Source organism: Pseudomonas savastanoi (assembly GCF_020917325.1).
In the GTDB taxonomy this organism is placed as follows: domain Bacteria; phylum Pseudomonadota; class Gammaproteobacteria; order Pseudomonadales; family Pseudomonadaceae; genus Aquipseudomonas; species Aquipseudomonas amygdali.
Genome location: NZ_CP076652.1, coordinates 5,048,875 through 5,069,880 on the forward strand (window position 1 = coordinate 5,048,875; position 21,006 = coordinate 5,069,880).

At 60.0% G+C, this 21,006-nt stretch carries 18 protein-coding genes; 7 read left to right on the forward strand and 11 right to left on the reverse strand.

What is annotated here, in order from left to right; translation table 11 throughout:
• Nucleotides 1-206: 206 nt before the first annotated feature.
• Nucleotides 207-1,460: a serine hydroxymethyltransferase gene (gene glyA / locus KP808_RS21400; protein WP_003340745.1), complete on the forward strand. Its 1,254-nt coding sequence runs from the start codon at nt 207-209 to the stop codon at nt 1,458-1,460.
• A 105-nt stretch (nt 1,461-1,565) separates the two neighbouring features.
• Here the strand turns inward: glyA and yjiA are convergent, their stop codons facing one another.
• The 3 genes from yjiA to KP808_RS21415 all read right to left on the reverse strand — a co-directional run bounded on the left by yjiA (nt 1,566) and on the right by KP808_RS21415 (nt 4,939).
• Nucleotides 1,566-2,543: a GTPase gene (gene yjiA, locus KP808_RS21405; protein ID WP_230016830.1), complete on the reverse strand. Its 978-nt coding sequence runs from the start codon at nt 2,541-2,543 to the stop codon at nt 1,566-1,568.
• 95 nt (nt 2,544-2,638) lie between these two features.
• The gene (locus KP808_RS21410; RefSeq protein WP_002555232.1) at nt 2,639-2,836 is read right to left on the reverse strand and encodes a YbdD/YjiX family protein; all 198 of its coding nucleotides are present in this window, start codon (nt 2,834-2,836) and stop codon (nt 2,639-2,641) included.
• 27 nt (nt 2,837-2,863) lie between these two features.
• Complete coding sequence (locus KP808_RS21415; RefSeq protein WP_230016831.1) at nt 2,864-4,939, reverse strand: carbon starvation CstA family protein; 2,076 nt, start codon at nt 4,937-4,939, stop codon at nt 2,864-2,866.
• Nucleotides 4,940-5,237: 298 nt separating this feature from the next.
• Between KP808_RS21415 and KP808_RS21420 the strand changes: the two genes are divergently transcribed.
• Entirely contained in the window at nt 5,238-5,612 is a 375-nt protein-coding gene (locus tag KP808_RS21420) for a PilZ domain-containing protein (RefSeq protein WP_058401876.1), read from the forward strand.
• Nucleotides 5,613-5,626: 14 nt separating this feature from the next.
• On the opposite strand, the gene radA is transcribed toward KP808_RS21420, so the two are convergent.
• Nucleotides 5,627-6,994: a DNA repair protein RadA gene (radA, locus tag KP808_RS21425; protein WP_002555235.1), complete on the reverse strand. Its 1,368-nt coding sequence runs from the start codon at nt 6,992-6,994 to the stop codon at nt 5,627-5,629.
• A 194-nt stretch (nt 6,995-7,188) separates the two neighbouring features.
• On the opposite strand from radA, the gene mscL reads away from it, so the two are divergent.
• Nucleotides 7,189-7,635, forward strand: a complete 447-nt coding sequence (gene mscL / locus KP808_RS21430; RefSeq protein WP_002555236.1) for a large-conductance mechanosensitive channel protein MscL — start codon at nt 7,189-7,191, stop codon at nt 7,633-7,635.
• Between the two features lie 410 nt (nt 7,636-8,045).
• Here mscL and KP808_RS21435 read toward each other — a convergent pair whose 3' ends face one another.
• Nucleotides 8,046-8,822, reverse strand: a complete 777-nt coding sequence (locus KP808_RS21435; protein ID WP_230016833.1) for a ferredoxin--NADP reductase — start codon at nt 8,820-8,822, stop codon at nt 8,046-8,048.
• A 336-nt stretch (nt 8,823-9,158) separates the two neighbouring features.
• On the opposite strand from KP808_RS21435, the gene KP808_RS21440 reads away from it, so the two are divergent.
• Nucleotides 9,159-9,392 carry a helix-turn-helix domain-containing protein gene (locus tag KP808_RS21440; RefSeq protein WP_005745352.1) on the forward strand — a complete coding sequence of 78 codons (234 nt, stop codon included), beginning with the start codon at nt 9,159-9,161 and terminating at the stop codon, nt 9,390-9,392.
• A gap of 130 nt (nt 9,393-9,522) precedes the next feature.
• Nucleotides 9,523-10,647, forward strand: coding sequence for a methyltransferase (locus KP808_RS21445; protein ID WP_058409463.1), 1,125 nt, complete (start codon nt 9,523-9,525; stop codon nt 10,645-10,647).
• Between the two features lie 83 nt (nt 10,648-10,730).
• Here KP808_RS21445 and KP808_RS21450 read toward each other — a convergent pair whose 3' ends face one another.
• The 6 genes from KP808_RS21450 to KP808_RS21475 all read right to left on the reverse strand — a co-directional run bounded on the left by KP808_RS21450 (nt 10,731) and on the right by KP808_RS21475 (nt 17,507).
• Nucleotides 10,731-10,898, reverse strand: coding sequence for a DUF2474 domain-containing protein (locus tag KP808_RS21450; protein WP_002555239.1), 168 nt, complete (start codon nt 10,896-10,898; stop codon nt 10,731-10,733).
• A 21-nt stretch (nt 10,899-10,919) separates the two neighbouring features.
• Nucleotides 10,920-11,927: a cytochrome d ubiquinol oxidase subunit II gene (gene cydB, locus KP808_RS21455; protein WP_058401879.1), complete on the reverse strand. Its 1,008-nt coding sequence runs from the start codon at nt 11,925-11,927 to the stop codon at nt 10,920-10,922.
• A gap of 3 nt (nt 11,928-11,930) precedes the next feature.
• Complete coding sequence (locus tag KP808_RS21460; RefSeq protein WP_058401880.1) at nt 11,931-13,370, reverse strand: cytochrome ubiquinol oxidase subunit I; 1,440 nt, start codon at nt 13,368-13,370, stop codon at nt 11,931-11,933.
• A 422-nt stretch (nt 13,371-13,792) separates the two neighbouring features.
• On the reverse strand, nt 13,793-15,994 hold the full coding sequence (locus KP808_RS21465) for a xanthine dehydrogenase family protein molybdopterin-binding subunit (protein ID WP_230016836.1): 2,202 nt from the start codon (nt 15,992-15,994) through the stop codon (nt 13,793-13,795).
• A complete protein-coding gene (locus tag KP808_RS21470; RefSeq protein WP_230016837.1) occupies nt 15,991-16,980 on the reverse strand; it encodes an FAD binding domain-containing protein in 990 nt (329 codons plus the stop codon). The genes KP808_RS21465 and KP808_RS21470 overlap by 4 nt, the downstream gene beginning before the upstream one ends.
• The gene (locus KP808_RS21475; protein ID WP_002555244.1) at nt 16,977-17,507 is read right to left on the reverse strand and encodes a (2Fe-2S)-binding protein; all 531 of its coding nucleotides are present in this window, start codon (nt 17,505-17,507) and stop codon (nt 16,977-16,979) included. Before KP808_RS21475 ends, KP808_RS21470 begins: the two co-directional genes overlap by 4 nt.
• 265 nt (nt 17,508-17,772) lie before the next feature.
• Here KP808_RS21475 and KP808_RS21480 point away from each other — a divergent pair, with 265 nt between their 5' ends.
• The gene (locus tag KP808_RS21480; protein ID WP_230016840.1) at nt 17,773-19,068 is read left to right on the forward strand and encodes an NCS2 family permease; all 1,296 of its coding nucleotides are present in this window, start codon (nt 17,773-17,775) and stop codon (nt 19,066-19,068) included.
• Complete coding sequence (gene trmA, locus KP808_RS21485; RefSeq protein ID WP_004666256.1) at nt 19,065-20,150, forward strand: tRNA (uridine(54)-C5)-methyltransferase TrmA; 1,086 nt, start codon at nt 19,065-19,067, stop codon at nt 20,148-20,150. Before KP808_RS21480 ends, trmA begins: the two co-directional genes overlap by 4 nt.
• Nucleotides 20,151-21,006: the final 856 nt, after the last annotated feature.

Genomic DNA, 21,006 nt, shown 5'->3' on the forward strand with positions numbered 1-21,006 from the left:
CGTTCCTCACGCTCCAGCGTGGGAATGCCGTTCGGGACGCTCTGCGTCCTATCCGGGCCGCGATGCGTAACTCAAGCCGAGCGGTAGACAGTCAAGCTTGCCGCTTGAACCTGTTTGCTACTCAAGATGATTCCCTTTCATATGCCAGATAAAACCCGATAGGGTAGAATACCCGCCTTTTCCGCCATGCCCCCTTGAGGACTGCCATGTTCAGCCGTGATTTGACTATCGCCAAGTACGACGCCGATCTGTTTGCCGCCATGGAGCAAGAAGCTCTGCGTCAGGAAGAACACATCGAGCTGATTGCCTCGGAAAACTACACCAGTCCGGCCGTCATGGAAGCTCAGGGCTCGGCCCTGACCAACAAGTACGCCGAAGGCTATCCAGGCAAGCGCTACTACGGTGGTTGCGAGTACGTCGACGTTATCGAACAACTGGCCATCGACCGCGCCAAGGAGCTGTTCGGCGCTGATTACGCCAACGTCCAGCCACATGCGGGTTCGCAAGCCAACTCGGCGGTCTACCTGGCCCTGCTGCAAGGCGGCGACACCATTCTGGGCATGAGCCTGGCTCACGGTGGTCACCTGACCCACGGCGCCAGTGTTTCGTCCTCGGGCAAGCTGTACAACGCCGTTCAGTACGGTATCGATGCCAACGGCATGATCGACTACGACGAAGTCGAGCGCCTGGCTGTCGAGCACAAGCCAAAAATGATCGTCGCCGGTTTCTCTGCCTACTCGCAGATCCTCGACTTCCCGCGCTTCCGTGCAATCGCTGACAAGGTCGGTGCCTACCTGTTCGTCGACATGGCTCACGTAGCCGGTCTGGTCGCCGCAGGCGTCTACCCGAACCCGGTGCCATTTGCCGACGTCGTGACCACCACCACACACAAGACCCTGCGCGGTCCACGTGGCGGCCTGATCCTGGCGCGCGCCAACGCCGAAATCGAGAAGAAGCTGAACTCCGCGGTATTCCCTGGCTCCCAGGGCGGTCCGCTGGAGCACGTCATCGCAGCCAAGGCCGTGTGCTTCAAGGAAGCGCTGCAGCCTGAGTTCAAGACCTACCAGCAGCAAGTGGTCAAGAACGCCAAGGCGATGGCCGGTGTGTTCATCGAACGCGGCTTCGACGTGGTTTCCGGCGGTACTGAAAACCACCTGTTCCTGCTGTCGCTGATCAAACAGGACATCTCTGGTAAAGACGCCGACGCTGCCCTGGGTCGCGCCTTCATCACCGTCAACAAGAACTCCGTACCGAACGACCCGCGCTCCCCGTTCGTCACCTCCGGCCTGCGCTTCGGCACCCCGGCAGTGACCACTCGCGGCTTCAAGGAAGCAGAGTGCAAGGAACTGGCCGGCTGGATCTGCGACATCCTGGCTGACCTGAACAACGAAGCGGTGATCGACGCCGTTCGTGAGAAGGTCAAGGCCATCTGCGCGAAGCTGCCGGTTTACGGCGCTTGATAAGCTTCGTTTAAACGCAGTACCAAAAGCCCCGACTCGTGAGAGCCGGGGCTTTTTGTTGGGCGGGTCGCTGTATGGGCAGAAGCTCAGCCGCTGCCCGACCTCTCAGCCGCATACCTTCTCGAACCCCGCCCGAATCTTCTCCTCCGGCAACTCATCGGCAATAAACACGATTACGCTCTCACGCAATTCTCCCTCGGCCCACTCGGTATCCCAGTCAAAGCCGTACAGTTTGAGCACGCCCTGAAACACCATTTTGCGTGGTTCATCCTCGATGTTGAGCACGCCCTTGTAACGCAGCAGTTGCTTGCCGTGGTCTTCCAGCAGCTCGTTCATGAACTCGCTGAGACGGTCCAGGTTCAGCGGTTTTTCACTGCGCAGAACAAGGCTGGTGATGCGGTCGCCTGAATTGCCGACCGGGGCCAGTGGGCGCAGTATCATGCCGCCGATGAGGTCGGCGTTGAGGTTGAAGCCGCGCACGTCGAGCAGTTCGGCAAGGTCAATGTTGCCATGGTCGACGATGCGGATCGGGGCGCGGCGGTTGATGCGGGTCAGCCGCGCGCTAAGGGTATCGAAGGCTGCGTCGTCGACCAGATCACGCTTGCTCACCAGCAATCGGTCGGCAAAGCCGATTTGCGCCTGGGCAATGGTTTGCGCCAGGTGGGTATCGGCATGGGCAGCATCGACCAGGGTGATGATGCCGTCGAGGATATAGCGCTCGCGCAGCTCTTCATCGATGAAGAAGGTCTGCGCGACGGGTGCGGGGTCGGCCAGCCCGGTGCACTCGATCACCAGCCGGTCGAAAGCGATTTCGCCACTGTCCAGGCGCTCCAGCAATAGGTAGAGCGCCTTGGTCAGGTCGGTGTGGATGGTGCAGCACACGCAGCCGTTGGACAGGGTCATGATCTGCACTGGATCGGTGCCGAGCAACTGGCTGTCGATACCTGCATCGCTGAATTCGTTTTCAATCACGGCGATTTTCAGGCCGTGCTCGGCCTTGAGCAGGTGGCGCAGCAAGGTGGTTTTGCCTGCGCCCAGAAAACCGGTCAGCACGGTCACTGGGATGGGTTGCAACTCAGTCATAAGGCTCCTGGCGTGATGCATTGAGCAGAAATGAAAACGCGCCACAGGTGATGGCCTGCGGCGCGTCGGATCAAACAATAACGCAGATCAGCGGATCAGCAGCACTTCGGACCGCCCTTGCCGCCGTAACGTGCCTCTTGCCGCTCCCGGAAGAACTGCTCGTAGGTCATCATCGGCTTATCCGGGTGGGTGTTCTGCATGTGCTCTACGTACGTGTCGTAGTCAGGCATGCCCACCATCAGACGCGCGGCCTGACCGAGGTATTTGCCGAGGCGACTCAGGTCATTGAACATGGGCAAATCCTCTATGGGTAAGCATGGTCACACCTGCGACGCTGGCGGCATGGCCTGGAACGGAGCTTCCTTGTCGGTGCGCTCCTTGGTGCTCCAGGCCGCTCGGCCGACTTTAATGGCGTAGAACAGGATGCTGAACACCACGAACAGGAACAGCACGGTCAGCCCGGCGTTGGTGTAAGCGTTGAAGATCACATGCTGCATCTGGTCCATGGTTTTGGCCGGGGCCAGAATCTGGCCAGCATCTGCCGCCGCGCTGTATTTCTTGGCCAGAGCCAGGAAGCCCACCGCAGGGTTGGCGTCGAACAGCTTGATCAGGCCAGCGGTCACGGTGCAGATCAGCAGCCAGGTGGCAGGCAGCATGGTCACCCACACATAGCGCTGACGCTTCATCTTGATCAACACGACGCTGGCCAGCATCAGAGCGATACCGGCGAGCATCTGGTTGGAGATGCCGAACAGCGGCCACAGGGTATTGATGCCGCCCAGCGGGTCGATTACGCCTTGATACAGCAGATAGCCCCACAGCGCCACGCAACCACCGGTGCCGATGGCGTTGGCCGTCCACGACTCGGTGCGTTTCAAGGCCGGAACGAAACTGCCCAGCAGGTCCTGCAGCATGAAGCGTCCGGCTCGTGTACCGGCGTCGACTGCGGTCAGAATGAACAGTGCCTCGAACAGAATCGCGAAGTGGTACCAGAACGCCATGGTGTTTTCACCCGGCAGCACTTGGTGGAGGATCTGCGCGATACCGACCGCCAGCGTCGGCGCACCACCGGCACGCGCCAGCACAGTGTTTTCACCAATGTCTTTCGCGACAGCAGTCAATTGCTCCGGCGTGATGGCAAAGCCCCAGCTGGAGACAGTCTGCGCGACAGTCACCACGTCACTGCCAACTACCGCAGCCGGGCTGTTCATGGCGAAGTACACGCCTGGCTCAATCACCGAGGCGGCAACCATTGCCATGATGGCCACGAACGACTCCATAAGCATGCCGCCGTAACCGATGTAACGAGCGTTCTTTTCGTTATCCAACAGTTTGGGCGTGGTGCCCGAAGAGATCAGCGCGTGGAAACCCGATACCGCACCGCAGGCAATGGTGATGAACAGGAACGGGAACAGTGCGCCCTTCCAGACCGGGCCTGTGCCGTTGGTGAACTGGGTCAGGGCCGGCATTTTCAGCTCGGGAGCCAGAATCAGGATGCCGATTGCCAGTGCCAGAATGGTGCCGATTTTGAGGAAGGTCGACAGGTAGTCACGTGGCGCAAGCAGTAGCCAGACCGGCAGCATGGCCGCGACAAAACCGTAGCCGACCAGCATCCAGGTGATCTGCACACCGGTGAACGTGAACATCGGCCCCCAGGTCGGATCCGCCGCGACCATGCCGCCGACCCAGATCGAACCGAGCAACAGAATGACGCCGACGATGGAGATTTCACCAATACGGCCCGGACGGATGTAGCGCATATAGATGCCCATGAACATCGCGATCGGGATCGTTGCCATGACCGTGAACATGCCCCACGGGCTCTCGGCCAGGGCCTTGACCACGATCAGCGCCAGCACCGCCAGGATGATGATCATGATCAGGAAACAGCCGAACAGGGCGATGGTGCCGGGAATACGGCCCATTTCCTCGCGAACCATGTCGCCCAGCGAGCGACCGTCACGGCGCGTGGAGAGAAACAGGATCATGAAATCCTGTACCGCACCGGCCAGCACCACGCCAGCGATCAGCCAGAGCGTACCGGGCAGATAACCCATTTGCGCGGCCAGTACCGGGCCGACCAGCGGGCCTGCACCAGCGATGGCAGCAAAGTGGTGACCGAAAAGGATGTGTTTGTTGGTCGGCACGTAGTCCAGACCATCGTTGTTGACCACCGCCGGTGTCGCGCGCAACGGATCGAGCTGCATGACATGAGTGGCGATGAACAGACTGTAGTAACGATAGGCAACCAGATAGATAGCCACCGCAGCGACCACTATCCACAAAGCGTTGATCGCTTCTCCGCGACGCAAGGCCACGACCCCAAGGGCACATGCCCCGACAATTGCGACGATGAGCCAGGGAACATGGCGCATCAGACTATTATTATTTTTCATTTTTTTATTCCAGCAGAGTTGACTAGAAGGCAAGCAGTGCGAGTTTAGCGCTGGATCAGCGAAAGACCACCCCCAACCATGGTCTAGAGCGAAATTTGATCAATTGCGGCAGATACCCGGCATAGAGGGCTGGAATGGACTCGACAGATGGTTGCCGGATCACAAAACAGTGATGCGGAACTGTTCTGTAATGGCTTTCAGGTCTATCGTGCAGGAACAACAGAATTGATCAGATAACGACCTGCCCGCTGCCCCCCCCGCTGCCCCCCCGGTGGCGGTCAACAAGAGAGTTCATTCGATGACCGACTCACCCGAAGATCGCCGTCGTTTCAAACGCATTGCCTTTGATGCCAAAACCGATTTGAAGCAAGGCGATCAGACCTGGAAGGTTCAACTGGTCGATATTTCCCTGAAAGGGTTGCTCATCGAACGGCCTGATCCGTGGAACGGTGATCAGGCGCAGCTCTTTGAAGTCGACATCATTCTAAGCAACGAAGCCAATGTAAAAATGGATGTCAAAATCACCCATGACAACAACCGGCAATTGGGATTCGTTTGCCGGCACATAGGGCTGGAGTCAATCAGCCACCTGAAGCGGCTGGTCGTATTGAACCTCGGAGACCCCGAAGAACTGGATCGGGAACTGGCAGCCTTGATCGAACTGCAGGGATAATCCTCAGGGCGAGGTTACTCGAACAACGCATCCAGTGCCTGCTCCAGACGCGTGACGGCAATGATCTGCAAACCGGGTGGTGCTTCCTTTGGCGCGTTGCCCTTGGGCACGATGGCGCGTTTGAAGCCGTGCTTGGCGGCCTCCTTGAGTCGTTCCTGCCCACTGGGCACCGGCCTGACTTCACCCGACAGCCCTACCTCACCGAACACCAGCAAGTCATGCGGCAGCGGACGATTGCGCAGGCTGGACATCACCGCCGCCATCAAGGCCAGGTCGGATGCGGTTTCCAGCACTTTCACACCACCTACTACGTTGAGAAACACGTCCTGATCGTGAGTCGGAATACCACCGTGTCGATGCAGGACCGCCAGTAGCATGGCCAGACGATTCTGATCCAGACCCAGCGTTACACGACGCGGGTTGGACATATGGCTGTCATCCACCAGCGCCTGAACCTCCACCAGCATCGGCCGCGTGCCTTCCCAGGTAGCCATGACCACACTGCCCGGCACCTCTTCCTGAGCACGGGTGAGGAAAATCGCCGACGGGTTGGAGACTTCTTTCAGGCCCTTGTCGGTCATGCCGAACACGCCCAGCTCGTTGACCGCGCCGAAGCGGTTCTTCACAGCGCGCAGCAGACGCAGACGGCCATCGGACTCGCCCTCGAAATACAATACGGTGTCGACCATGTGCTCAAGCACACGCGGACCGGCCAGCGCGCCCTCTTTAGTGACGTGACCGACCAGAAAGATCGCCGTGCCGCTCTGTTTGGCGTAGCGCACCAGCAAGGCCGCGCTTTCACGAACCTGCGACACGCCGCCCGGCGCGGACTGCAACTGTTCGGTGAAAATCGTCTGGATCGAATCGATCACCATGACCTTGGGCTTCTCGACCTTTGCCGTGGCAATGATGGTTTCGATACAGGTTTCAGTCATGACGCGCAGTTTGTCCTGCGGCAGCCCCAGGCGTCGGGCACGCATGGCCACCTGCTGCTGGGATTCCTCGCCGGTGACGTACAACGCGGGCATGCGCTGGGCGATATTGCACAGCGTCTGCAAGAGGATCGTGGACTTGCCGATGCCGGGGTCGCCGCCAATCAGCACCACCGAGCCGTCAACCAGCCCGCCGCCCAGCACCCGGTCGAGCTCGGTGGAATTGGTGGAGAAGCGCGGGATCTCTTCGACACTGACTTCTGCCAGGGTTCTGATTTGCGCCTGTGAACCGGTCCAGCCGGTGCGCCCGGTGGGCGGCGCAGCAGCGCCACTCTCAATCATGGTTTCGACCAGTGTGTTCCAGGCGCCGCATTCGCTGCACTGGCCCGCCCACTTGGGAAATGTCGCGCCGCACTCGGTGCAGCCGTACAAGCGTTTGGCCTTGGCCATGACAACCCCAGTCGTAAAAAACGCCCATGATAACGCAGGTTGAGCCGGCAGCTACCTGCGCAGCGAACCATGACTTTCAAAACCGGATAAAACTTACACAGGCCGCTTCGGTCGATTGAACGTAGAACGGACGGCAACTGTAAGGCTGGACTACACTCTCTCGGATCACTTTTATCTGTAACAAGGAATTACCCATGAGCGTACTTAGCGAGTTCAAGGCCTTCGCGGTCAAAGGTAACGTGGTCGATATGGCCGTCGGTATCATCATTGGCGCGGCATTCGGCAAGATCGTTTCGTCGTTCGTCGGCGATGTGATCATGCCACCGTTAGGCTTGCTGATCGGCGGCGTCGACTTCAGTGACCTGGCCATCACCCTGCGCCCTGCGCAAGGTACGGCACCTGCTGTGCTGCTGGCTTATGGCAAGTTCATCCAGACCGTTATCGACTTCATTATCGTCGCGTTCGCGATCTTCATGGGCGTCAAGGCCATCAACCGCCTCAAGCGCGAAGAGGCCAAGGCACCGACCTTGCCACCGACGCCGTCCAAGCAGGAAGTGTTGCTGAGCGAGATTCGTGACCTGCTCAAGGAACAGAACAAACCGGCCGCGCCAGTCACTGTCGACCCTACGCGTCCGCTTTGATTTGACGTCCGGAGTGCGTAGGAGATGGCTATCGCATCCCCACGCAGTGCTTTTCAAACGCGATGGCACAGACGACGCAGAGTGCGACCTTAGTGACGGCTGAGTCCTGGCGCTGATCCGGGGGTAGCCTGGCAGGACGCCAGGCTAGCCGCACCGGACCATGGATGGTCCGTTGCGGCGACCCCCGGATCAGTGACAGGGCGAAGGAACCCGACGAAGTCGGGCCGGAAACAGGAGCGAGGGGGTTTGGTTACTTTGCCCCGTCAAAGTCACTCGCCGAGGGGCGAAAAGGTGACCTGAGTCGGGCACCAATTCGCCTGATGTCGAAGAACCGCTGTGTGACGCAGAGCGTCACGAACTGCATGCCAACGCGGAGCATTGGCACGATAGTCATCGTTAGCCGCGAGCCATCACCAATACGTCTCCACCGCAACCTGCCCCGGCTTGCGTGACAGGCTCAGGCGCATGTCGCGCTGTTTGAGCACTGCGCGTGTGTCGTCGATCATCTGCGGGTTACCACACAGCATTACCCGGGAATGCTCAGGTGTCAGTGCGATGCCTGCAGCGCGCTCAAGCTCGCCGTTTTCAATCAACTGCGTAATGCGGCCACTTAATGCGCCCGGATGCTGTTCGCGGGTCACAGTCGGTAGAAACAGGAACTTGTCTGCGTATTCCGCCAGGTATTCACGCTGCATCAGTTCGCCAATCAACTGCTGATAGGCCAGTTCGCGGGACTCACGAACGCTGTACACCAGAATCACCCGTTCGAACTTCTCCCATACCTCGAAATCCTGAAGGATCGACAGGAACGGCGCGACACCCGTACCGGTGGATAACAGCCAGAGGTCGCGTCCATCGACAAAACGGTCCAGGGTCAGATAGCCAAACGCGAGTTTTTCCACCATCAATTCGTCGCCTTCGCGCAGACGGCTCAGTTCGCTGGTGAATTCGCCATCCGGCACCACGATGGAAAAGAACTCCAGAAACTCGTCGTGCGGTGAAGACACCATCGAGTAGGCACGCCATACGGTGGTGCCGTCGGCCTTGGTCACACCGAGGCGCGCAAACTGTCCTGCCCGAAAGCGAAAACCGGGATCGCGCGTGGTGCGCAGGGTGAACAGGTTGCTGGTCAGCGGCGTGACACGCTGCAGTGTCTGTCGGGTGAATTTGTCGTCACTGACGGTCATGGTGTGCTTTGAACTCCTGAATATGAAAAGCAGAACCCAGTGTCCCGCAAAGCGGGCCCGATAAACACCGGCTGTTTGTGGTGAATTACCCGGTCAGCCACCCTGCGGCTTAGAGTATTTGGTTCTTGAGTCAGCCAATGCCCGACCGAACCTCTACAGGGCAAATTGCCGCGACCTCTCTTGCACAGGGGTTCCAGCCAAAAGGCCGATAACACGCTGCCAAGTGCCATCAGCCCATCCGTCCGGGTAATGCGCGCAGGCGCAGTTTGCGATGTTTTTGTTCCTAGACTGGATAAACGAACAGCAAGGTCTGGACACGTACTGCAAGGAGGCTACATGAACACAATGGAAATAAAATTTTCACAGCCCTCGCCAGCAAAAAACCTGACTCAGAGAGAAATCGAAGTCCTCAAGTGGTCCGCCGAAGGCAAGACAGCTGGCGATATCGCAATGATTCTCTGCCTGAAGGAGCGCACCATCCACTTTCACATTGCCAGCGCCATTCAGAAAATGGGCGTTTGCAACAAGACGGCTGCTGCCGTACAGGCCGCACTGAGCGGGATGTTCTGATAAAGCCGGCAGCCGAGCCGCAATCAAACAGGTATCAAAACGAAAAAATACGTAAAATCGTCTGTCTCGGCGAGCCCACCTGTCTTCGGGCTCACCGGCACACTTTCGATTGCACAGAGTTCTCCCGCCAATGCCCCTGCTCATCAGTCCTTTCGCTGAACTTGATCTCATTCGCCAACCCGAGCAACAGGATGAGCCGCTGCAGGCATTCGATGCTGCTGACGAGTACCTGCTCAATCATGTTGCAGAAACCGGGCTGAGCCTGCAAAGCCGGGTACTGGTGCTCAATGACAGTTTCGGCGCGCTGGCGGCGAGTCTGGCGTCTCATGCCACAGTGGTCAGCAGCACCGACTCTTTCCTGGCTGCACAAGGCCTGGAAAAGAACCTGGCACGCAACGGCATGAGCTATGACGCCGTACCGCACATCCCGGCCAGCGAGCCCTTGAACGGGCCGTTCGACTGGGTGCTGATCCGGGTGCCGAAGACCCTGGCGCTGCTCGAAGAGCAACTGATACGCCTGCAGGGTCAACTGGCACCGGGTGCTCGCGTTGTCGCTGCAGCCATGGTCAAGCATTTGCCACGTTCGGCTGGCGACCTGCTGGAGGAGTACGTAGGGCCGGTGCAGGCCTCACTGGCGGTGAAAAAAGCCCGGCTGCTGTTCGCTACGCCACAGCCCATGGAAGTGCGGACTTCGCCCTACCCGACCCGTTACCGTCTCGACGAGCCGGCCATCGAACTGCTCAACCACGCCAATGTGTTCTGCCGCGACGGGCTGGACATCGGTACCCGGGCATTCCTGCCTTATCTGCCGAAAAACCTCGGCACCGCAAGGGTCGCCGACCTGGGATGCGGCAACGGCGTGCTGGCCATTGCCAGCGCGCTGGACAACCCGCAGGCGCACTACACGCTGGTCGACGAGTCGTTCATGGCCGTGCAATCGGCAGCCGAGAACTGGCGCGCAACGCTGGGCGAACGTGCGGTGGAAGTTCGGGCAGCCGACGGGCTGGACACTCAGGAACCTGACTCGCTGGATGTGGTGCTGTGCAACCCACCCTTCCATCAGCAACAGGTGGTGGGAGATTTTCTTGCCTGGCGCATGTTCCTCCAGGCGCGTGCCGCACTGGTGACCGGCGGCGCGCTGTATATCGTCGGCAATCGTCACCTGGGGTATCACACCAAGCTGTCACGCCTGTTCCGCGGCGTCGAGCAAGTGGCGGCCACGCCGAAATTCGTCATTCTGAAAGCACGCAAGTAATACCGCGCAAAAAAAGACCCTCTTGCCAGCGGGTGGCAAGAGGGTCGCAAAACGTGTCCGCAGACACGAACGGGAATTCGGAATCAGTGTGTCGTCAGGCCCGCTGCGCTCATGAACATGCGCATCAGGCTGGCTACGATGAACAGCGCAAATACGCTGCCCGCCCAGATCCCGACCAGCCAGGCCAGTCGTTGCCAGAGCGGCTTGCTCAGCGCCGGATCAGGATCGTGCATGGAATTTTTACCAGACATCGTCAATCTCCTCGGTTCGAACTAGTGATAACCGTCTGCAGCCGTCACCTTGCCGCGGAATACGTAGTAGCTCCAGAAGGTGTAGCCCAGGATGAACGGAATGATGAACAGCGTGCCGACCAGCATGAAGCCCTGGCTCTGCGGCGGCGCTGCGGCTGCCCAGATCGTTACCGAAGGCGGAATGATGTTTGGCCACAGGCTGATGCCCAGCCCGCTGTAACCCAGGAATATCAGCAACAGCGTCAGCAGGAACGGCGTGTAGTGGGCATTGCGGGCCACCGCCTTGAACAGACCGTACATAGTCACCAGCACCAGCACCGGCACCGGCATGAACCACAGCAGATTGGGCATGCTGAACCAGCGATGGGCAATGTCCGCATGGGCCAGCGGCGTCCACAGGCTGACCACCGCCATGACCGCGAGCACGGCCAGTGCCAGAGGGCGGGCCAGATCATGCATCGCCTTCTGCAGCGAACCTTCGGTTTTCATGATCAGCCAGGTACAGCCCAGCAGTGCATAGGCGACGATCAGGGCCAGGCCGCAGAACATCGGAAACGGCGAGAGCCAGTCCAGTGAACCGCCTGCGAACTGGCGATTGACCACCGGAATGCCTTCAATGTAGGCGCCCAGTGCAACGCCCTGAAAGAAGGTTGCAGCCAGTGAACCGCCAATGAACGCCTTGTCCCAGAGGTGGCGTTTCTGTTCGGTCGCCTTGAAGCGAAACTCGAACGCCACGCCGCGAAAGATCAGGCCCATGAGCATGAACATCAGCGGCAGGTACAGCGCAGACAAGACCACCGAGTAGGCCAGCGGGAATGCACCGAACAGTGCCGCACCGCCCAGCACCAGCCAGGTCTCGTTGCCGTCCCAGACCGGCGCGACGGTATTCATCATCACGTCACGGTCGGAACTGTCTTTCATGAACGGGAAGAGAATCCCGATGCCCAGATCGAAGCCGTCCATCACCACGTACATCATGATGCCGAAGACGATGATGATGGCCCAGATCAGCGGAAGATCGATACCCATGGCTTAAATCCCCTTGCCGAGACGGTCAGGATGGTCGCCATCTTCTTCGCCTTCAACAGCAGCGGAGAGAGGACGGGCCGGAGTGCGTTGCTGGCCGGGACCACCGTGAGGCACATGTTCGACGTAGGCTTTCGGCCCTTTGCGAACCAGACGCATCATGTAGCCAAGACCTGCACCGAACAGCACGAAGTAGACGACCACGAACAGCACCAGGGTGATGCTCATCTGCGCCACGCTGTGGCCGGACGATGCATCGGCGGTGCGCAGCAAGCCATACACGACCCACGGCTGACGGCCTATCTCGGTGGTGAACCAGCCGGCGAGAATCGCGATCAGGCCAGACGGCCCCATCCACAACGCCAGGTACAGGAACGGACGCGAGTTATACAGCGTGCCGCGCTTGCGCAACCACAGGCTCCATAGGCCGGTGAAGATCATCAGCATGCCGAGGGCGACCATGACCCGGAACGACCAGAACACGATTGTCGAGTTAGGGCGATCCTCAGGCTTGAACTCCTTGAGCGCCGGCACCTGCTTGTCGAGACTGTGAGTCAGGATCAGGCTGCCCAGGTACGGAATTTCCACCGCAAACTTGGTCCGCTCTTCCTTCATGTCGGGAATGCCGAACAGGATCAGCGGGGTCGGTTCGTCACCGACGTTCTCCCAGTGACCTTCGATGGCCGCGATCTTCGCGGGCTGATGCTTGAGCGTGTTCAGACCGTGGAAGTCGCCGACCACTGCCTGAATCGGCGCAACCAGCAACGCCATCCACATGGCCATCGAAAGCATCTTGCGCACGGCGGGTGTATCGCGACCGCGCAACAGGTGCCAGGCAGCCGACGAGCCGACGAAGAACGCAGTTGCCACGAACGCGGCGATGGCCATGTGCGTCAGGCGGTACGGGAACGAGGGGTTGAAGACCACCGCGAACCAGTCGGTCGGAATGACACGGCCGTCGATGATCTCGAAACCTTGCGGCGTCTGCATCCAGCTGTTGGACGACAGAATCCAGAACGTGGAGATCAGCGTGCCAATGGCAACCATCACCGTGGAAAAGAAGTGCAGCTTACGGCCGACACGGTTCCAGCCGAACAGCATGACGCCGAGGAAACCCGCTTCCAGGAAGAAGGCGGTCAGTACCTCGTAGGTCAGCAACGGGCCGGTAACAGCACCTGCAAAGTCAGAGAAGCGGCTCCAGTTGGTGCCGAATTGATAGGCCATGACCAGTCCGGAGACCACGCCCATGCCGAAGTTGACGGCAAAGATCTTCGACCAGAAGTGGTACAGGTCACGGTAGACGTCATCGCGGGTCTTCAGCCACAGACCTTCGAGCACAGCCAGGTAGCTTGCCAGACCAATAGTGATGGCAGGGAACAGGATGTGAAACGAAATGGTGAATGCGAACTGAATTCGGGCGAGATCTATAGCCTCTAAACCGAACATAATATGTTCCTCTCTCAGATGAAACCTGTTGCCGGCTGTGAGCCAACAACGATTGCTCCCACGGTAATGAGTGCTTATGTTTCTTTATTCTGGCGTTTCCAATGGCGAAAACGCTGGCCGAAGCACTGATCACTGCCTGAACGCAATGATGCAGATCAATCGACCATGAAAGAGTAGTCCTGTTCAGCCGCTTGAGCCGTGTGGTCTATTGTCGCGTGGCGGGTTGTCTCACCTGCACAGCGCTTGCAGATGCGGAGTCCTTCCGGGCACCTATCGTTCCTCACGCTCCGCGTGGGAATGCCGTTCGTGACGCTCCGCGTCACCCCTGCGCCGCACTGCCTGCGCAGGAGGATGTAGAGCGTCACGCACTGCATGCCAATGCAGAGCATTGGCATGATAGGCCGTTGGATTTGCGCGCGCGGTTACAACAACTTGTCCAGCGTGATCGGAAACTCGCGTATCCGCTTGCCGGTGGCGTGGTAGATCGCGTTGGCAATCGCTGCCGGTACGCCCACAATGCCGATCTCGCCGACGCCTTTGGAACCCAGCGCGTTGACGATCTCGTCGTGTTCTTCGACAAACAGCACGTCAATGTCGCCGATATCAGCATTAACCGGAATATGGTACTCGGCCAGGCTGTGGTTCATCGGGCGACCCAGGGTGTGATCGAGCATCGCCTCTTCCTGAAGCGCCATGCCCATCCCCCAGACAACACCGCCCAGAATCTGGCTGCGCGCCATCTTCGGGTTCACGACCCTGCCCGCCGCCACGGCACTGACCACGCGATTGACCTTGATCGTGCCCAGGTCCTCGTCGACCAGCACTTCGACGAATACCGCCGAGTGCGTCGCCGCTGCGTAGGCTTCACGCTTCTTGTCCGGTTCGGCGTCGACTTGCACCTCAATGACACCGTGAGCCTGAGACGCTGCCAGTTCTGCCATCGACAGCACCTGATCGCCAAGGTACAGCTTGCCTGATTCAAAGCGAGCTTCATCCGGCGTAACAGACGCAAACTGCGGATGCAGCCCTTTGGCCACTTCCAGCACCTGACGCTGCAAGGCCTGACACGCCTGCTGCACCGCTGTACCCACTGAAGACACGGTAAACGAGCCGCCCTGCAAAGGCGCGGTCGGCAACGAAGAGTCGCCCAACAGAAAGGTGACATTCTCCACATCGATGCCCGAAGCCTCAGCAGCGATCTGCGTCATCACGGTGTACGTCCCCGTGCCGATGTCGGTCGTGGCACTGCTGACCACCAAAGTGCCATCAGCCTCAAGACGCGCCTTGGCGCTGGCTTTCATTTGCATGGCTTCCCAGACACCGCCCGCCATGCCCCAACCGACGAGTTGGCGACCTTGACGCATGCTGCGCGGCTCGGGGTTGCGACTTTCCCAACCAAAACGCTCGGCACCCTGGCGATAGCACTCACGCAATTCTTTGCTGGAGTAAGGCTTGTCTTCATTACCGTTGCGTTCGGCGTAATTGGTCAGGCGCAGACGCACAGGATCGATGGCCAGCGCACAGGCCAGCTCGTCCATGGCGCACTCCAGACCAATCATGCCCAATGCAGCGCCCGGCGCACGCATATCCAACGGCGTGAACACGTCGAGCGGCACCAGTTTGTAGGTCAGTTGCACGTTATCGCAGTGATAGAGCATGCCGCTCCACTCGACAACATGCTCGCTGAAGTCCTCGAAACGCGAAGTCTGACCGATGGCTTCATGTCCAATGGCCAACAGACGACCGTTGGCAGCCGCCCCCAGACGCAAGCGCTGCACGGTGCGCGGGCGATAGCCGAAGGTGAACATCTGTTGTCGAGTCAGCGTCAGGCGCACCGAGCGCTTCAGATGCAACGCCGCCATCACCGCCAATGGCAGCTGATATTGCGGGCGCAGGCCTGAACCGAAGGCACCGCCGACAAAGGCTGCCAGCACGCGGATCTTGTCCTTTTCCAGACCGAAGACCTTGTGCAGGTAGTCCTGACAGTTCTGCGTACCCTGGGTCTTGTCGTGAATCTGCAAGCTGCCGTCGGCCTGATACAGGACTGTCGACGCGTGCGGCTCCATCGGGTTGTGGTATTCGCTGGGCGTGCTGTACGTCACGTCCACACTCAGCGCAGAGCTGGCCAGTTCACCCTCAAAGTTGCCACGCGGCGGCGGCAATTCGGCAGGCGCGTCATAGGCGGTGTCGAGCATGGCCTGAAGATCGGTCTGGTGCTCCTGCTGCTCGTATTCGATACGCACCAGCGAGCCCGCATGCCGCGCCAGTTCCAGCGTATCGGCAACGACCAGCGCCAGTGGCTGGCCGCTGTACATCACGTTGTCGTTGTAAAAAGGACGAAACGGCGAACCGTCAGCCGAATCGGCGTCCTCATAGTTTTCGTCGTAACTGGCCAGCCACGGTCGATTGGTATGATCGATAACAGCGACCACACCCGGAACCTTCATTGCCTCGCTCGTATCGATGCTGGCGACGCGCCCGTTGGCGATGGTGCTGGAGACCACGCTGGCATACAGCAGCCCTTCTTCAGGGTACTCACCGGCGTAGCGCGCGCCGCCTGTCACTTTCAGTTGGCCGTCGACGCGGTCCACCGGCTTGCCCATTGGCGAAAATGGCTGGTTCATTGGGCGCTCCCTCCTGTTGCTGCGTCGCTCAAGGCGCGAATGATCGCGCGGCGCGCCAGCCTGACTTTGAAACCGTTATGTTCAAGAGGCTGCGCGTGCTCAAGCATGGCGTCTGCCGCAGCGGCGAAGTTCTCGCGAGTGACCGGTTTACCGATCAGCAGCGCTTCGACCGCCTTGTCGCGCCATGGCTTGTGCGCGACACCACCCAGCGCCAGACGCACGTCGCGTACCACGTCACCGTCCAGATCGATGGCAGCAGCGACCGATACCAGGGCAAACGCATAGGACGCACGGTCACGAATCTTCAGATAAGCGTTGTGACTGGCAAAGCCCTGTGCAGGCAGCTCGACCGCGATGATCAACTCATCATCGGCCAATTGATTGTCGCGTTGCGGCGCATCACCCGGCAGGCGGTGGAAATCCGCGAACTCTATGGTGCGACGACCGGCACGTCCTTCGACATGCACCACAGCCTCCAGCGCAGCGAGGGCAACGCACATATCGGATGGATGCGTGGCGACACAATCGTCACTGGCACCGAGGATTGCGTGAATACGGTTCAGACCTTCACGCGCCGGGCAGCCGCTACCCGGTTCACGCTTGTTGCACGGAACACCGGTGTCATAGAAGTAATAGCAACGGGTCCGTTGCAACAGGTTGCCGCCAGTGCTGGCCATATTGCGCAACTGTGGCGAGGCACCGGCCAGTACGGCTTTGCTCAGCAACGGGTACCGCGCTTCGATCAACGGGTGATACGCGAGGTCGGCGTTGCTGACCAACGCACCGATCATCAGACCGCCCGACGCGGTTTCAGTGACATCCCTTAAAGGCAGGCCGGTGATGTCGATCAGGTGCTCGGGCGTCGCGACGTTTTCTTTCATCAGGTCGAGCAGGTTGGTGCCGCCCGCAATGAAGCGCGTGGCCGGGCCGCTCAGGTTGACCGCTGCGGTGATGTCGGTCGGCTTGCTGTAGGTAAACGGATTCATGCGTTCACCTCCGGCTTCGGCGCCGCATTGTGGAACTGTGGCAACGCCTCTTCGACGGCGGCGAGAATATTGCTGTAGGCACCGCAGCGGCACAGGTTACCGCTCATCAGTTCCTGAATCTCGGCACGCGTGCTGGCGCGACCTTCATTGGCAAGCCCGACAGCCGAGCAGATCTGCCCGGGCGTGCAGTAGCCGCACTGGAACGCATCGTTCTTGATGAACGCCTGCTGCATGGGGTGCAACTGGTCGCCATCAGCCAGGCCTTCAATGGTGGTCAGCTCGGCACCGTCGCACATGATCGCCAGCGTCAGGCAGGCATTGATGCGCGTACCATCACGCAGTACGGTGCATGCACCACACTGGCCGTGGTCGCAGCCTTTCTTGGTGCCGACCAGGTCAAGCTGATCACGCAGCAGGTCCAGCAGGGTGGTCCAGGGCAGCACGTCCAGCTGGCGCTGCTGCCCGTTCAGGGTAAGAGAGATCGCGTGGGTCGCGAAATCCTTCGGGTTCGGGGTCGTTGCACTCATGGAAACCTCACGGTAGGCGGTCGCTTAGCGCACTTTTTATGCGTCTTAAGGGGTGGGACTTCGCGAGGTTTGCAACGTTCAGGCTTTCTTGATGAGCGTACTTGTCATCGAAAGGCAGTCATCCACAGGCAGCCATCCCGCCAAGCTGCTGGTATGATGCGCGGCTTTTTCCGACCCGCAAAAATCAAACGGGCTGCCCTGCAGTCTGTGCATTGCTGCTGGAGTCGATCATTCACGACGCGCGCCGCGTCACGGAGAGCCAGACATGCTGGAAAGGCTGTTTCAACTCAAGGCACACAACACCAACGTGCGGACCGAGATTCTTGCGGGCGTCACGACTTTCCTGGCGATGGCTTACATCCTGTTCGTCAACCCGAGCATCCTCGGCGAAACCGGCATGGATAAAGGCGCGGTATTCGTCGCCACCTGTCTGGCAGCCGCCATCGGCTCGACGGTGATGGGCCTGATCGCCAACTACCCTATCGCCCTCGCTCCGGGCATGGGCCTGAACGCCTTCTTTACCTACACCGTGGTCCTGCACATGGGCCACACTTGGCAGGTCGCGCTGGGTGCAGTGTTCATCTCGGCGGTGATGTTCTTCATTCTGTCGATCTTTCGCATCCGTGAATGGATCATCAACAGCATTCCCCTGCCCCTGCGTTCGGCCATTGCCGCCGGTATCGGCCTGTTTCTGGCGCTGATCGCCCTGCATAACGCCGGAATCGTGGTCAGTAACCCGGTGACCATGGTCGGCATGGGCGATCTCAAACAGCCAGCCCCCGTACTTGCGACGCTGGGCTTCTTTTTGATCGTGGCCCTGGATTACCTCAAAGTGCGCGGCGCCGTGCTGATCGGCATCCTCGCGGTCACCCTGGTGTCCATCGCCTTGGGCTTCTCGCCGTTTGGCGGTGTGGTGTCGATGCCGCCTTCGCTGGCACCCACGTTCATGCAACTGGACATCATGGGTGCGCTGGACGTTGGTTTGGTGAGCATCATCTTCGCCTTCCTGTTCGTCGATATCTTCGATAACTCCGGCACCCTGATCGGCGTGGCCAAACGCGCCGGGCTGATGGGCAAGGACGGGCACATGCCGAAAATGGGCCGTGCGCTGATCGCCGACAGTACTGCCGCGATGGCCGGTTCCCTGCTAGGCACCTCGACCACCACCAGCTACATCGAATCGGCTGCGGGCGTCAGCGCCGGTGGGCGCACCGGTCTTACTGCCGTGGTGGTCGCCGTGCTGTTCCTGCTGGCGCTGTTCTTCGCCCCGCTGGCCGGCAGCGTGCCCGCCTTCGCCACCGCACCGGCGCTGCTGTTCGTCGCCGTGTTGATGGCGTCCGGCATGGCTGAAATCGACTGGGACGACATCACCGTCGCAGCGCCGGTGGTGATCACTGCCCTGGCGATGCCGTTCACCTACTCCATTGCCAACGGCATTGCCTTTGGCTTCATTTCCTGGACAGCGATCAAGCTGTTGTCGGGACGCTGGCGCGAGCTGAATTCCGCGCTGGTGATCCTGTCTGTCCTGTTCGTGATCAAGCTGGGCTGGTTCAACGCATGAGTGTTCCTTTCGACCCTGCGAGCTACGACCGTCAGCTCGAAGAAAAAACCGTTCGCCTGCGCGAGTTGCTGGCGCCGTTCGATGCACCTGAGCCGCAGGTGTTTGATTCACCGCGCGAGCACTATCGGCTGCGCGCCGAATTTCGCCTGTGGCGCGAAGACCAAAAGCGTTATTACGCGATGTTCGCGCCGGGCGACAATCGAACGCCGATCCTGCTGGAAGGCCTGCCGATCGCCAGCGAGCGCATCAACGCGCTGATGCCGGTGCTGCGCGAGCGCTGGGAAGCCAGCCCGACGTTGAATCACAAGCTGTTTCAGGTGGACTTCCTGACCACGCTGGCGGGTGATGCGATGATCACCATGTGCTATCACCGCCCGCTGGACGCTGAATGGCAAGCCGCTGCCGAGCAATTGGCGGCTGAGCTGAACGTGAGCCTGATCGGTCGTTCCAAGGGCCAGAAGCTGATCATCGGCCAGGATTACGTGACCGAGAAGCTCGACGTGGCTGGCCGCACCTTCAGCTACCGCCAACCGGAAGGCGCGTTCACCCAGCCCAACGGCACGGTGAACGGCAAGATGCTCAACTGGGCGTTTGATGCGCTGGGCGAGCGGCAAGACGATCTGCTGGAGTTGTACTGCGGCAACGGCAACTTCACCCTGCCGCTGGCCACCCGCGTGCGCAAGGTATTGGCAACCGAGATCAGCAAGACTTCGGTCAATGCCGCGCTGAGCAACCTGGATGACAACGGCGTGGACAACGTCACGCTGGTGCGTTTGTCGGCTGAAGAGCTGACCGAAGCACTGAACGAGGTTCGCCCGTTCCGCCGTCTGCACGGTGTGGACCTGAAGAGCTACGATTTCGGCAGCGTCTTCGTCGACCCGCCACGCGCCGGCATGGACCCGGACACCTGCGAACTGACCCGCCGCTTCGAGCGCATTCTGTACATCTCCTGCAACCCGGAAACCCTCGCCGCCAACATCGCCCAGTTGCACGACACACACCGGGTCGAGCGCTGCGCCCTATTCGACCAGTTTCCATACACCCACCACATGGAATCGGGTGTACTGCTGGTTCGCCGTTGAGGCATATCACTATCGTGCGGCGCTCTGCGTCGCATGCCGTTCTGGACGCTCTGCGTCCTATCCTGAACATGCGGCGCGACGCAGACCTGTGACGCAGAGCGTCACCCACGGCATTACCACGCTGGAGCGTGAGGAACGATTATCTCGACTATCGTGCGGCGCTCCGCGTCGCATGCCGTTCCGGACGCTCTGCGTCCTATCCTGAACATGCGGCGTGGCGCAGATCTGTGACGCGGAGCGTCACCCACGGCATTCCCACGCTGGAGCGTGAGGAACGATAACCTTAACTATCGTGCGGCGCTCTGCGTCGCATGCCGTTCTGGATGCTCTGCGTCCTATCCTGAACATGCGGCGCGACGCAGACCTGTGACGCAGAGCGTCACCCACGGCATTCCCACGCTGGAGCGTGAGGAACGATAATCCCGACTATCGTGCGGCGCTCTGCGTCGCATGCCGTTCCGGACGCTCTGCGTCCTATCCTGAACAGGCGGCGCGGCGCAGATCTGTGACGCAGAGCGTCACCCACGGCATTACCACGCTGGAGCGTGAGGAACGATAATCCCGACTATCGTGCGACGCTCTGCGTCGCATGCCGTTCCGGACGCTCCGCGTCCTATCCTGTACAGGCGGCGCGGCGCAGATCTGTGACGCAGAGCGTTACCCACGGCACTCCCACGCTGTAGCGTGAGGAACGATTATCTCGACTATCGTGCGGCGCTCCGCGTCGCATGCCGTTCCGGACGCTCCGCGTCCTATCCTGTACAGGCGGCGCGGCGCAGATCTGTGACGCAGAGCGTTACCCACGGCATTACCACGCTGGAGCGTGAGGAACGATTATCTCGACTATCGTGCTGCG